Origin of the sequence: Actinomadura sp. NPDC023710 (assembly GCF_040639875.1) — a bacterium.
In the GTDB taxonomy this organism is placed as follows: Bacteria; Actinomycetota; Actinomycetes; order Streptosporangiales; family Streptosporangiaceae; genus Spirillospora; species Spirillospora citrea.
Genome location: NZ_JBFAGB010000022.1, coordinates 57,665 through 69,943, shown reverse-complemented (window position 1 = coordinate 69,943; position 12,279 = coordinate 57,665). Strand labels below are relative to the sequence as shown.

14 protein-coding genes are annotated in these 12,279 nt (G+C 71.7%); 12 read left to right on the top strand and 2 right to left on the bottom strand.

Going from position 1 to position 12,279, the window contains the following annotated elements; translation table 11 throughout:
* Window positions 1–102 precede the first annotated feature (102 nt).
* Window positions 103–1,620, bottom strand: a complete 1,518-nt coding sequence (locus AB0H37_RS24985) for a M1 family metallopeptidase (protein WP_179834641.1) — start codon at window positions 1,618–1,620, stop codon at window positions 103–105.
* A gap of 239 nt (window positions 1,621–1,859) precedes the next feature.
* Window positions 1,860–3,143 (bottom strand): isocitrate lyase, encoded by a 1,284-nt coding sequence (gene aceA / locus AB0H37_RS24980; RefSeq protein ID WP_179834642.1) that lies wholly within the window; start codon window positions 3,141–3,143, stop codon window positions 1,860–1,862.
* A gap of 150 nt (window positions 3,144–3,293) precedes the next feature.
* Here aceA and AB0H37_RS24975 point away from each other — a divergent pair, with 150 nt between their 5' ends.
* The 12 genes from AB0H37_RS24975 (at window position 3,294) to AB0H37_RS24920 (ending at window position 12,068) form a co-directional block, all read left to right on the top strand.
* Window positions 3,294–4,730 (top strand): helix-turn-helix domain-containing protein, encoded by a 1,437-nt coding sequence (locus tag AB0H37_RS24975; RefSeq protein ID WP_329091300.1) that lies wholly within the window; start codon window positions 3,294–3,296, stop codon window positions 4,728–4,730.
* 142 nt (window positions 4,731–4,872) lie between these two features.
* Complete coding sequence (locus tag AB0H37_RS24970; RefSeq protein ID WP_360615551.1) at window positions 4,873–5,853, top strand: glucosyl-3-phosphoglycerate synthase; 981 nt, start codon at window positions 4,873–4,875, stop codon at window positions 5,851–5,853.
* A gap of 93 nt (window positions 5,854–5,946) precedes the next feature.
* Window positions 5,947–7,176, top strand: a complete 1,230-nt coding sequence (locus AB0H37_RS24965) for an acyl-CoA dehydrogenase family protein (protein ID WP_179834645.1) — start codon at window positions 5,947–5,949, stop codon at window positions 7,174–7,176.
* A gap of 960 nt (window positions 7,177–8,136) precedes the next feature.
* The gene (locus AB0H37_RS24960) at window positions 8,137–8,511 is read left to right on the top strand and encodes a hypothetical protein (RefSeq protein WP_360615549.1); all 375 of its coding nucleotides are present in this window, start codon (window positions 8,137–8,139) and stop codon (window positions 8,509–8,511) included.
* A 19-nt stretch (window positions 8,512–8,530) separates the two neighbouring features.
* Window positions 8,531–9,100 carry a hypothetical protein gene (locus AB0H37_RS24955; RefSeq protein WP_360615547.1) on the top strand — a complete coding sequence of 190 codons (570 nt, stop codon included), beginning with the start codon at window positions 8,531–8,533 and terminating at the stop codon, window positions 9,098–9,100.
* Between the two features lie 42 nt (window positions 9,101–9,142).
* Entirely contained in the window at window positions 9,143–9,460 is a 318-nt protein-coding gene (locus AB0H37_RS24950) for a hypothetical protein (RefSeq protein ID WP_360615545.1), read from the top strand.
* On the top strand, window positions 9,460–9,828 hold the full coding sequence (locus tag AB0H37_RS24945; protein WP_360615543.1) for a hypothetical protein: 369 nt from the start codon (window positions 9,460–9,462) through the stop codon (window positions 9,826–9,828). The genes AB0H37_RS24950 and AB0H37_RS24945 overlap by 1 nt, the downstream gene beginning before the upstream one ends.
* Before the next feature lie 596 nt (window positions 9,829–10,424).
* A complete protein-coding gene (locus AB0H37_RS24940) occupies window positions 10,425–10,619 on the top strand; it encodes a hypothetical protein (protein ID WP_360615541.1) in 195 nt (64 codons plus the stop codon).
* The gene (locus AB0H37_RS24935; protein ID WP_360615539.1) at window positions 10,609–10,902 is read left to right on the top strand and encodes a hypothetical protein; all 294 of its coding nucleotides are present in this window, start codon (window positions 10,609–10,611) and stop codon (window positions 10,900–10,902) included. The genes AB0H37_RS24940 and AB0H37_RS24935 overlap by 11 nt, the downstream gene beginning before the upstream one ends.
* Window positions 10,899–11,423, top strand: coding sequence for a hypothetical protein (locus AB0H37_RS24930; protein ID WP_360615537.1), 525 nt, complete (start codon window positions 10,899–10,901; stop codon window positions 11,421–11,423). Before AB0H37_RS24935 ends, AB0H37_RS24930 begins: the two co-directional genes overlap by 4 nt.
* Complete coding sequence (locus AB0H37_RS24925) at window positions 11,420–11,614, top strand: hypothetical protein (protein ID WP_360615535.1); 195 nt, start codon at window positions 11,420–11,422, stop codon at window positions 11,612–11,614. Before AB0H37_RS24930 ends, AB0H37_RS24925 begins: the two co-directional genes overlap by 4 nt.
* The gene (locus AB0H37_RS24920) at window positions 11,607–12,068 is read left to right on the top strand and encodes a helix-turn-helix domain-containing protein (RefSeq protein WP_360615533.1); all 462 of its coding nucleotides are present in this window, start codon (window positions 11,607–11,609) and stop codon (window positions 12,066–12,068) included. The genes AB0H37_RS24925 and AB0H37_RS24920 overlap by 8 nt, the downstream gene beginning before the upstream one ends.
* Window positions 12,069–12,279 lie beyond the last annotated feature (211 nt).

Below are 12,279 nucleotides of genomic sequence, written 5' to 3'. Positions count from 1 at the left end.
CCGGGAGCCTAGACCGGCGGCCCGCCTCCGACCACGTACTTTCGCACAGAACCGGGCCCCCGGCGGGTCGCGCCGGGGGCCCGGTCCACGGGCGGGACGAGCTCAGTCCTGCGGGATGTCGGGCTTGACGGGGGAGTAGAGCCAGTCCTTGAAGAACCCGCTCAGGTCCTGCCCGGCGACCCGCTGGGCCAGCGCCGTGAACTGCTCGGTCCTGGCGTTGCCGTACTTGTGCTGCGCGTACCAGGTCCGGAGCAGGGTGAAGAACCTGTCGTCACCGATCTTCTCCCGGAGGAACTGCAGCATCATGCCGCCGCCGCTGTAAACGCGGTCGTTGAACATGGTGTCGCGCTGCGGGTCGGCGGTGAGCACCGACCAGTACGGGCGGCCCTCACGGTCGGGGAACGGCCGGGCGGCGTAGGTGGCGCGGGCCGCGTCGTGCACGGTCTGGCGGCCGTGGACCTCGTTGTAGTACCAGGCGGCCCAGGTGGCGAAGCTCTCGTTCAGCCACACGTCCTTCCACCGCGCGGGCGAGACCGCGTCGCCGTACCACTGGTGCGCCAGCTCGTGCGCGATCGTGCCGGTGCTGCGCACGGCCGAGTACACGGGCTTGCTCTGCGTCTCCAGGGAGAAGCCGAGCGGCTGGCCGTTGAAGCGGGCGTCGTCGGCGATCGCGCCGGTGCTGCCGAACGCGTACTCCCCGAACGTCTTGGACCAGAGGTCGGTGACCTCGCTGGTGGTGTCGTAGAAGAAGCTCACCGCGTCCGGCTGCGCGGCGAGCAGCTCGGGGTCGACGGCCGTGTAGTTGGGGACGCCCCGGGGCGTGCGGCCCTGCCGCACGTCCCACCTGCCGATGTCGATCGTGGTGAGGTAGCTCGCCATCGGGCTGTCCTCGCGCCACTTGAAGACCTCGGCGCGGGTCTTGGACGCGCGGCGGCTGAACCCGGCGACGGCGGTGCGGTGCCCCGCCGGGCGGCCGTTGGCGACGGCGGTCAGGCCCTTCGGCACCGTGATCGTGTAGTCGTAGGTGGCCTTGTCGCTCGGGTGGTCGTTGACGGGGAACCAGGTGCTGGCGCCGTTCGGCTCGCCTCCGACGAACGCGCCGTCGGGGGTGTGCAGGAAGCCGTAGGGGGAGCCGAAGACGATCGGCGAGCCCACGATGGTCTGCGGCACGCCGCCGTACCTGATGACGGCGGTGAAGGTCCGCCCCTTGCGCAACCCCTGCCGCGGCGTGATGACCAGCTCCTGGCCGCGCCGCTGGTAGCGGGCCTGGTGCCGGTCGACCCAGACCTTGTCGACGTCCATCCCGGACAGGTCGAGGTCGAACCGCGACAGGTCCTGGGTGGCGCGCGCGGTGACGGTCACGGTGCCGTCGAGCTGGTCGTAGTCGGGGTCGTAGCTCAGGGCCAGCGAGTAGTGCCGGACGTCGTAGCCGCCGTTGCCCTCCAGCGGGAAGTAGGAGTCGCCGACACCGGGGGCGCCGGGGGTGAAGCGCCCGTGGTGGCCCTGCCCGTCCGCGGAGGCGGCGGGCGCGAGCGCGACGACGCTCACCGCGGCGACGGCGAGCGGCAGCATCCGGCCGGGGATCGCCCGGGACCGGATGAACCGGGGGTGACGCGCCATCAGGGGTCCTCTCTCAAAAGAGATCAACTAGCGGGGCTCACGATGCGCCCCTGTGGCGGCGTTTGTCGAGATCCATTACCGAATGTGGCCGGAACGTGAGGGACGGGCGAGGGGGGTGGGAGGGGCCGCGGGCTGCGCCGGGACGCCGGAAGGCCCCCGCGGGTGTAGGAACGCGGGGGCCTTCGGGGTCCTTGGGGATCAGGCCGGAGAGCAGGGCCGGCGGGGCCGGCCGGCGCGGGTCAGTGGAACTGGCCCTCTTCCGTCGAGCCCTTCAGGGCGGTGGTGGAGGAGTCGGGGTTGATCGCGGTGCTGACCAGGTCGAAGTAGCCGGTGCCGGCCTCGCGCTGGTGCTTGACCGCGGTGAAGCCCTTCTCGGCCGCCGCGAACTCGCGCTCCTGCAGGTCGACGTAGGCCGTCATGCCCTCGCGGGCGTAGCCGTGCGCCAGGTCGAACATGCCGTAGTTGAGCGCGTGGAACCCGGCCAGGGTGATGAACTGGAACTTGAAGCCCATGTGGCCGAGCTCGCGCTGGAACTTGGCGATGGTCGCGTCGTCCAGGTGCGCCTTCCAGTTGAAGGACGGCGAGCAGTTGTAGGCGAGCATCTGGTCCGGGTACTCGGCCTTCACGGCCTCGGCGAACCTGCGCGCCTGCTCCAGGTCCGGGGTGCCGGTCTCCATCCAGATGAGGTCGGAGTGCGGCGCGTAGGCCTTGGCGCGGGCGATGCAGGGCTCGATGCCGTTGCGGACGCGGTAGAAGCCCTCGGCGGTGCGCTCGCCGGTGGTGAACTCGCGGTCGCGCTCGTCCACGTCCGTCGTGATCAGGGTCGCGGCCTCGGCGTCGGTCCGCGCGATGATCAGAGACGGCACGCCCGAGATGTCCGCGGCGAGGCGAGCGGTGTTGAGGGTCTTGATGTGCTGCGAGGTCGGGATGAGGACCTTGCCGCCGAGGTGGCCGCACTTCTTCTCGGAGGCCAGCTGGTCCTCCCAGTGCACGCCCGCGGCGCCTGCGGCGATCATGCCCTTCATCAGCTCGAAGGCGTTCAGCACGCCGCCGAAGCCGGCCTCGGCGTCGGCCACGATCGGGGCGAGGAAGTGCGTGTCGCCCTCACCCTCGGCCCACTGCACCTGGTCGGCGCGCAGCAGTGCGTTGTTGATCCGGCGCACGACGGACGGAACCGAGTTCGCCGGGTAGATGCTCTGGTCCGGGTAGGTCTGGCCTGCCAGGTTCGCGTCCGCCGCGACCTGCCAGCCGGACAGGTAGATGGCCTTCAGGCCCGCCTTGACCTGCTGGACGGCCTGCAGACCGGTCAGCGCGCCGAGGGAGTGGACGTAGTCCTCCTCGTGCAGGAGGGTCCACAGCCGCTCCGCGCCGAGACGCGCGAGGGTGTGCTCCTCCTGGACCGATCCGCGGATCCGGACGACGTCCTCGGCCGTGTAGGTCCGCTCGATGCCCTGCCAGCGAGGGTCGGTCTCCCACTGTCGCTGCAGCTCCTCGGCTGCGCCCTTGAGGCGACTATCGCTCATGATCTTGCCCTTCCGTGTCGTCCCCTGGGTGCTTGCTCACGACTATGCCCCCGGCGCGAACCGGTTATGAACTGGCGAGTAACAGAAGAAGTGCGAAATTTCCGCTACGATGAAGCGGTGACGACCTTGCGGACAGAAGAACCCCTCAACTTGACGAGTGGCGTGGATCTCGTCACGTTCGGGCAGCGGCTCCGCCATCTGCGGCGCGCCCGCGGCCTGACGCTGTCGGAGCTCGGCGAGCGCGTGGGCCGCGCCCCGTCCCAGCTCTCCCTGCTGGAGAACGGGCGGCGCGAGCCCAAGCTGTCCCTGCTGCAGTCCCTCGCCGCCGCGCTGGAATGCCCGGTGGAGGAACTCCTGCGCCGCCAGCCACCCAGCCGGCGCGCCCAGCTGGAGATCCAGCTGGAGGAGGCGCAGCGCGACCCGCTGTACCGGACCCTCGGCCTGTCGCACCTCAAGGTCGGCAAGCGGATGCCGAACGAGGTCATCGAGCACATCCTCGCGCTGTACGGGGAGCTCAGGCGCAGCCGCACCAAGCCCACCGCGAGCCCCGAGGAGGCGCGCAAGGCCAACGCCGAGCTGCGCCGCCAGATGCACGAGCGCGGCAATCACTTCGCCGACATCGAGCGCGTCGCGTCCCAGACCCTCGACTCGGTCGGGTACCGGCGCGGCGCGGTCTCGCAGGGGCTGCTGATGACGCTGGTCGGGCACTTCGGCTTCAGCCTCCAGTACGTCCAGGACCTGCCGCGCTCGGTCCGGTCGATCACCGACCTGCGCAACCGGCGGATCTACCTGGAGCGCGAGCAGCTCGGCATGCACACGCCGCGCACGATCCTGCTGCAGACCCTCGGGCACATCGCCCTCGACCACGACCAGCCGCGTGACTTCGCCGACTTCCTGCGCCAGCGCGTCGAGGCCAACTACTTCGGCGCCGCGATCCTGATGCCCGAGCGCAGCGTCGTCCCGTTCCTTCAGGAGGCCAAAGCCGCGCGGGAGCTGTCGGTGGAGGATCTGGCGGACGTCTTCTCCGTCTCCTACGAGATGGCCGCGCACCGCTTCACCAACGTCGCGACCCACCACCTCGACCTGCAGCTGCACTTCACCAAGAACGACGAGAACGGCACGATCTACAAGGCGTACGCCAACGACGGCCTGGCCTTCCCGCAGGACGAGGACGGCGCGATCGAGGGCCAGCGGATGTGCCGGGAGTGGGCCGGGAGGCACGTGTTCGGCGCCGCGGACCGCTTCTCCGTCTACTACCAGTACACCGACACCCCGAACGGGACGTACTGGTGCCTGTCGCACATCGACCCCAGCCACGAGCGCGACTTCGCGATCACTCTGGGCGTCCGCTTCGAGGACTCCCGCTGGTTCCGCGGCCGGGAGACGACCCGGCGGGTCAGGTCGGCCTGCCCGGACGGCGACTGCTGCCAGCGGCCCCCGAAGGCACTGTCGGACCGGTGGGAGGGGATGGCGTGGCCGTCGGCGCGCGCGCACTCGCACGTCCTGTCGGTCCTGCCGCCCGGAGCGTTCCCCGGCGTCGACGAGGCCGACGTCTACGAGTTCCTGGACCGGCACGCCGCCGAATGACGGACGTGTTGTGGCCGCGTTAAACCTTCGGGTCGGTTCGCCGTGCGAGGCGCGAACGGTGACTGATCTGGCCGGATCCGGCGTTTCCTAGTACGTGAGGAGGGCGTCCGGTCCAGGTCGCCCCGCACGGAAGGGAGAGCGCGTGCTGCCCGAGGTCGCGTCGTGGTTGGCCAACCGTACGAGTGCGGCGGAGGACTGGCCGCCGCGTCTCCTGCTCGCGGCCAAGGGCGCGACCAGGATCAGCGTCGTGCTGCCCGCGCGCGACGAGGAGGCGACGGTCGGCGCGATCGTCGCGGCTCTGCGCACCGACCTGGTCGAGCGGATCCCGCTGGTGGACGAGATCGTCGTGGTCGACTCCCGCTCCGGCGACCGGACCGCCGCCGTGGCCGCCGCGGCCGGTGCGCACGTGGTGGCGCAGGACGCCGTCCTGCCGGAGCAGGGCCGCATGTCCGGCAAGGGCGAGGCCCTGTGGAAGTCCCTCGCCGCGACCTCCGGCGACCTGATCGTGTTCGTGGACGCCGACCTGCGCGAGTTCACCTCCTCCTACGTCACCGGGCTGCTCGGGCCGCTGCTGACCGACCCCTCCGTCGGCTACGTCAAGGGCTGCTACGACCGGCCCCTGGTCGAGGGGGAGCGTCGCGTCGAGGGCGGCGGCGGCCGGGTGACCGAACTGGTCGCGCGTCCCCTGATCAACCTGCACTGGCCGCTGCTGGCCGGGGTCATGCAGCCGCTCGGCGGCGAGTACGCGGGGCGCCGCGCGCTGCTGGAGCGGCTGCCGTTCGTGACCGGCTACGGGGTTGAGCTCGGCCTGCTGCTGGACGTCTACCAGGACTCCGGGCTCGACGCGATCGCGCAGGTCGACCTCGGCCGCCGGATCCACGCCCACCAGTCCACCGAGGCGCTCGGGGCGATGTCGGGCCAGATCATGCTGACCGCCTGGTCGCGGCTGGAGCGGCACGGCCGGATGATCCCCCTCGCGGCCCCCTCCACCGCGCTCACCCGGTTCCGGCGCGGCGCGGACGGGCACGACGCCCGCACGGCCGACGTGGCCGTGGGGGAGCGCCCGCCGATGATCGAGGTCCCCGCCTACGCCGCCGTCCGCTCCTTCTCTCCCGGCCGCTGACCGCTCCGCGCACCCCGCCCACGTGTTACCCGCGGTAACTTCGGAGGTGCTACCGTTGGTAACACGCAATATTGGAGAGAGGGTCAATTAATCATGACGAGCGCGGAGCAGACGCCGTTCTCGCTGGAGCCCAGCGAGGACGTTCGCGAGGTCAGGGACTGGGTGCACGAGTTCGCCAAGGACGTCATCCGCCCCGCCGCGGAGGAGTGGGACGAGCGCGAGGAGACCCCCTGGCCGCTGATCCAGGAGGCGTCCAAGGTCGGCATCTACTCCCTCGACTTCTTCGCCACCCAGTGGCTGGAGCCGACCGGCCTCGGCATCCCGGTGGCGTTCGAGGAGCTGTTCTGGGGCGACGCGGGCATCGCCCTGTCGATCGTGGGGACCGGCCTCGCCGCCGCGTCCGTCGCCGCCGTGGGCACGCCGGACCAGGTCAGTGAGTGGGTGCCGCAGATGTTCGGCACCGCCGACGACATCAAGCTCGGCGCGTTCTGCGCCTCCGAGCCCGACGCCGGCAGCGACGTCGGCTCCATTCGCACCCGCGCCGTGTTCGACGAGGCCAAGGACGAGTGGGTGCTGAACGGCACCAAGACCTGGGCGACCAACGGCGGCATCGCCGACGTCCACGTGATCGTCGCCTCGGTGCACCCCGACCTCGGCAGCCGCGGCCAGGCCAGCTTTATCGTCCCGCCGAACACTCCGGGCCTGAGGCAGGGACAGAAGTTCAAGAAGCACGGCATCCGCGCCTCCCACACCGCCGAGGTGATCCTGGACGACGTCCGGATCCCGTCCCACCTGATCGTCGGCGGCAAGGCCAGGTTCGACGAGCGCATCGCGCGCAGCCGCGAGGGCAAGAGCTCCAAGGGCCAGGCCGCGATGAAGACGTTCGAGACGACCCGCCCGTCCGTCGGCGCGATGGCCCTCGGCGTCGGCCGCGCCGCCTACGACTACGCCCTCCAGTACGCGCAGGACCGCGAGCAGTTCGGCAAGAAGATCGGCGACTTCCAGGCGATCGCCTTCAAGCTGGCCGACATGAAGTGCCGCCTGGACGCCGCCCGCCTCATGGTGTGGCGGGCGGCCTGGATGGCGCGCACCGGCAAGGACTTCCAGAGCGCCGAGGGCTCGATGGCCAAGCTGATGGCCAGTGAGATGTCGGTCCACGTCACCGAGGAGGCCATCCAGATCCTCGGCGGCAACGGCTACACCCGCGAGTACCCCGTCGAGCGGATGCACCGCGACTCCAAGATCTTCACCATCTTCGAGGGCACCTCGGAGATCCAGCGCCTGGTGATCGGCCGCACCATCACGGGCCTGCCCGTCAGATAGTAGATGACCTGCGCGGATAGCCGAGCCGCCGGGGGTGCGCCGCCGGGACGCAACCCACTGTCGGCGGCCCGGCTAGACGGCTTTTAGAGAGATCGGGCGACGTTCGGGCGACGGCCCTTGATCGACCATCGCCCGCCGCGCGCTGAGCTGATCGTTAAGGACCGGGACCGGTGACGTCGGAGACAGCGCGATGCGCGCGTCGAGCGTCTGCTCCCACCGGGCCTGGAGGCGGGCCCGTAGTTCCTGCCGCATGAGAGGGGACACGTGCGCGTAGGTCCCACCGATGCCCGGCATGGAATGCCCGAGCCGGTCATGGGCGAGGACCGCGGGAGTGCCAGCCTCGTCGAGCCATACCCGGTGTGAGTGTCGGAGTTTGTGAGGGGTCAGCTCCGAGCCGATCGGAAGCCAGCACGCCAGCTCGAGCTCGCGGACGTGCCCGGCCTCGCGCGCGGCGGCGATGCGAGGCCGGTGCGTGTGACCGCCCCCTGCCGGCGACTCGCAGTGCTGATCAGGCGGGCGTCGCAGCGGGGGCACGGCACTGCCCGGGCATCCACCACCGGCCGGTCGTAGCGGGGAAGGCCGCGCACGTTCGGAGGCGACCAGTCGCCTCCAGTGGCCGCAGGCCATGCCGGAGTGAGCGGTTCGCCGGGCCACCCAGCAGCGATGTCGACCAGGACCGGCCGGGGTGGGGCGCCGCTGGCGCGGCCTGGTCGCGGTCGGCGACCGGGGATCATGCCGGTGGCTGCTTGCTTCCACGGGAATCCTCCGGCGTAGGTCCGGTGCAGATGGTGGCCGCCCTGCGGGTTGAGGAACAGGAACCTCCCGCCACCGCAGCTGCCCTCGCAGTCGCACCGGCTGACCAGACGCGCGGCCATGTGCCGCGCGAGGAGTCCGGTCAAAAAAGGGGGGAGGTCGACTGCGCCGAAGAAGTGGGGATGGTCATTGCGGAAGGACCCCTCCTTGGGAGCCTTGAGGAGGAAGGGGCCGTCCGGCGGGGCTAGTTGCACCCTCGACGGCGAACACGGCGACACCCTGCGCGACGCACTGTCCTCGGTCGCCGTCACCACCGACTTCGGCGCGCTCACCGCGATCCTCGCCCGCGCCGCCTGCAACCCCGACGAGACCTCGCTCGACACTGCGCTCGACACTGCGACCAGGCGCCTCGACCGGTTCAGAGTCCTGCACGCCCGGCTCGTCACCGAACACGTCGACCGGTCGCTCCTGGACCGCCTGACCCGAGCGAACCGCCGCGCCTCCATGATCCGGGACCTCTCCCAGGCATGGCACGGACGCTTCCCCGAAGACCCGTACGCCCCTCTCAACCACCAGAAGTAAGGACCCAGTGGAGACCGTCATGAAGAACCGCACGCGCAACGACGACCACGCACAGCGACCGGCCGCGCACACTCCGCCCGCCCCCGTCTTTCGATCCCCCGACACCGCCCCCGGCATCGCCGCGCTCCTGACCGACAAGCGCGGCGCCGTCCAGCACCACGGCGATCAGGCCCAGGCCCGCCGCCAGGACGCCGAGGAGCACCTCCGGCAGGTCACCGCGCGGGAGGAGATGATCGCCGAGAGGGAGCGGGAGATCGCGGAGTTCCGCGCCGCCAAGGAACGCGAGATCGCCTCCCTCCGCGAGGAGATCGGCCGGTACGACACGGCGGCGAAGAACGCCACCGGCGAGGCCGACCGCCACAGCCAGGCGCAGCGCGACGCCGAGCTCGCCGCGCAGGACCTGGAGCACGTGCTGCGCACGCACGCGCCGGCCGCGCTCGAACTCGCCGCTCCGCCGAACGGGACCCCGCCGGGCGCCACGCCCGTCAACGGCACCCCGGCCGCCGTGACCGGCGGCCACACCGTCCTCGTCGCCGGGAACGGAACCGGCCCCCAGCAGCTCCCCGCCCAACAGGCCCCGGGCCGCTGACATGCCGTACGCCATCACCGAGCCGGCACAGGCGGATTCCTCATGACCGCCGCGCTGATCTTCACGCTCATCGTGGCCGCCGCCGTGGTCCTGGTCCTCATCCTCGATGTCCGCGCCGCTGAGAAGAAGCTCCGCGGCGAGCAGATGCGCGCGGACGCGGCGAGCGCCGACGCGGCCCGCGCCCGCGCCGCGAAGGTCGTCGCCGAGGAGAACCGCGACCGGGCCGTCCTCGGCTACAGCGAGGTCCTCGGCCAGGTCGCCGAACTCGCCCTCCACCTGCGCGCCAACCACCACGACATCGCAGCCAAGCAGCTCGACCGGCTCGTCGAGGACCGCACCGGCGCCCTGAGGAGGCTCTGATGATCTGGCGGATCCTCCTCATCCCCGCCGTCGTGGCGGCAGCCGGGGGCGTGTTCCTCGCCCAGCAGATCCACACGCAGGCGATCCAGCTCAACACCGCCGCCGTGTCCCAGGACGCCGCCAGCGCCTACCTCGGGCGCGCCCGCGTGGAGGCGCCGGAGCTGTGGGCCGCCGAGGACGAGGTGCTGATCCGCGCCGGTATCGGCCTGTGCGGGGCGATCGAGCGGATGCCCGACCCCGATGTGGCGCCGCGCCCGGTGAGCGGGCTGACCGACCGCGAGATGTACGCGATCACCCTCGCCGCCACCCTGCACCTGTGCCCCGGCCAGAACGGCAGGGTCACCGGCTACCTGCGGGACGCCCGATGACGTCCCGCACCCTGTACCGCGCCGCCGGGTACCGTCCCCGCCCGGCGGCGCACGCCGAGGAGTCCAGCTCCCAGGTCTCCTCGGCAACCCCGCCCACCGTCGTCCCCGCGGTGGGCGGGGCCTCAACTTCCATGACGCGCTGGAGCGAGCGTCCCCGCACGGACCTGACCCCGTGCGGCGCGGACCTCTCCAGCGCCGTGGCCCCGCGCACTCCTGGGGGGCGTGCGCGAGGCCACCGGCCGATCCCGTTCGGGGGGGGCGGGATCGGCCACCCTCGGCGCCCGCGGTAACACGCGGGCGCCGAGGGCCAAGACCGCGGCCCGGCCGGTTCGGGGGGACGACCGGGCCGCACTGAACACGGCGACGTACAGGGCCCCCAGGCCCGAGCCCCGCTCCGCCGCCGCTGCCCGCCCAGCCATCCCCTCCCCGGGGGCTGGGCGGGACGAGTCGCCCGCCACCCGCTCGGCGGGCGACCACCAGACCCGGGCAGCCGCCAACCTCCGCGTGGTCACGCGGCTGCCCGGCCACACCCGCCGGGACCCGTCCGTCCAGGCTCCCTTGCCAGGGCGGGCTCCGGCGGCCGCGAGGAGGCGCCGATGATCCGCATGGACTTCCCTGACCCGGCGCTGCCCACACAGCTGGTCGAGGCGTGCCTCATCGCCGCCGGCATCTCCGCACCGCCCGACGACCCGAACGTCCGGCAGGCCTATCTCGACATCGCCGACCAGCTCGGCGACAGCCTCGACCGGCTACCGCCCCGGCCCGTCCCGGAGGTGCCGGATGGCCAGTAGACACCGCCGTGCGCCGGCGTGCCGGGCCTGCGGCCAGCCGGTGATCTTCGCGCTGACCGAGTCCGGCGCCCGCCAGCCACTCGACCCGGACCCCAACCCCAAGGGCAACGTCCTCGCCTTCCAGGACGCACTCGGAGCCTGGCGCGTCCGCTCCCTGGCCTCGGTTGAGCCGGCCAGCCGCCACCCCCTTGAGAAGCCGTACATGCCGCACTTCGCGACCTGCAAGGGCCCGGCCCAACAGGAGCTGCCCGCGAACGTCACCCCCATCCGGAGGAACCGATGACCAGCACGGAGGAGCAGCACGCCCGCCGCCTCGCCGGCGCCCACAACCAGGAGGCCCTGGCGAAGATCGCCGAGCATCTCCACTACAACGAGTCGATCCACCTGCACGACCTCGCCGGCGAGTCGCTGGAGCCGTGCAACTACTGCTGGCTGCGCGCAGGAAAGGCGATCCACGCGCTCCGGATCGCCGGCCTCCCGCTCGTGCTGGGACCCGACCCCGTCCAGGCCGACGAGCCGGTCGAGGTCGAAGCGAAGATCCTCCACGAACTGGAGAGCGCCGCGGGCCGCGGGGAGCGGATCGAAGTGCAGGGCTGGGCGCTCGTCCACCTCGGGTCGCCGGGCGCGGACAGGTCGCGGCGAGTCCTGGTGTTCCGCTCCCAGGACCGGCGGCACTACGGCGCCCGGCTCGAGACCTTCATGCACGCCTCCCCGAACATCCGGGTCCTCTGCCACCCCGCCACGGTGAAGCCCGTGGTCACGCAGACCGCCACGTACGAACTCACCGCGGCGGTACCGCGGTGATCGCCCTGCTCAGGTGCGCCCGGACCCGGCTGCGGCGCCTCGGCCGCGCCTCCTCCGAGCTGAGCGAGATCCGGTACCGGGTCACGCGGATGCGCAGCGAGGTCCTGGCTTTGCAGATCCAAGCGGATGCCCTGTACGGGGAGCCGGGAGACGACGTGTGGCGCGACCCACAGGCGGTGCCCCATGGCTGACCCACTCTCCGCACGGCCCATCTCCAAGCGCGATCAGAACGTGCTGGCGTTCCTCCGCGCGCACATCGCCCTCCACGGCCACGCCCCCACCGTGGTGGAGATCAGCGACGGCGTGGGAGTCAGTACCCGCACCGTGGCCAAGGCCGTCCGGTCGCTGTCCCACCGGGGGCTGGTGAAGCGCCACCCGCGCCGGCCCCGCGGTCTGGAGATCACGACGGGGACGGGCGCGCCGGTGAAGGCGCCGCACCCGCTCGTCGAGCAGCTCGCCAAGACGCGGGTGGGGCGCGGCATCCCCACCCGAGAGATCGCCGCACAGCTCGACGTGCGCACGAGCACGGTCAACAACTACGAACTCGGGCTCCGTCAGCCCACCCCGCAGCGGCTCGAGCAGTGGGCCGGCGCGCTCGGCCTCCGCATCACCCTCACACCAACCAACCTCACGGAGAAGTCCTGAGCATGTTCCACCGCAGCCAGCCCGAGTCCGGCGCAGCACCTCAGGCGACGTCCTGATGGTGCGCGAAGAGCACGATCCGGAGGTCACGGCGATGCTGCCGCCTGTGCCCGACGCGCCGGAGCCGCGCTACGGCCACCATGCGCCCGCCCCCCGCTGGCGCATCGCGCTGGATGACGCGTCCCGCTGGATCGTCACCCACCGCACCGCGTTC

What these genes read in the sequence shown, in the direction of transcription:
- AB0H37_RS24985 (WP_179834641.1), bottom strand. Translation starts at nt 1,620, where the DNA reads ATGGCGCGTCACCCCCGGTTCATCCGGTCCCGGGCGATCCCCGGCCGG.
- aceA (WP_179834642.1), bottom strand. Translation starts at nt 3,143, where the DNA reads ATGAGCGATAGTCGCCTCAAGGGCGCAGCCGAGGAGCTGCAGCGACAG.
- AB0H37_RS24965 (WP_179834645.1), top strand. Translation starts at nt 5,947, where the DNA reads ATGACGAGCGCGGAGCAGACGCCGTTCTCGCTGGAGCCCAGCGAGGAC.
- AB0H37_RS24955 (WP_360615547.1), top strand. Translation starts at nt 8,531, where the DNA reads ATGAAGAACCGCACGCGCAACGACGACCACGCACAGCGACCGGCCGCG.
- AB0H37_RS24950 (WP_360615545.1), top strand. Translation starts at nt 9,143, where the DNA reads ATGACCGCCGCGCTGATCTTCACGCTCATCGTGGCCGCCGCCGTGGTC.
- AB0H37_RS24945 (WP_360615543.1), top strand. Translation starts at nt 9,460, where the DNA reads ATGATCTGGCGGATCCTCCTCATCCCCGCCGTCGTGGCGGCAGCCGGG.
- AB0H37_RS24940 (WP_360615541.1), top strand. Translation starts at nt 10,425, where the DNA reads ATGATCCGCATGGACTTCCCTGACCCGGCGCTGCCCACACAGCTGGTC.
- AB0H37_RS24935 (WP_360615539.1), top strand. Translation starts at nt 10,609, where the DNA reads ATGGCCAGTAGACACCGCCGTGCGCCGGCGTGCCGGGCCTGCGGCCAG.
- AB0H37_RS24930 (WP_360615537.1), top strand. Translation starts at nt 10,899, where the DNA reads ATGACCAGCACGGAGGAGCAGCACGCCCGCCGCCTCGCCGGCGCCCAC.
- AB0H37_RS24920 (WP_360615533.1), top strand. Translation starts at nt 11,607, where the DNA reads ATGGCTGACCCACTCTCCGCACGGCCCATCTCCAAGCGCGATCAGAAC.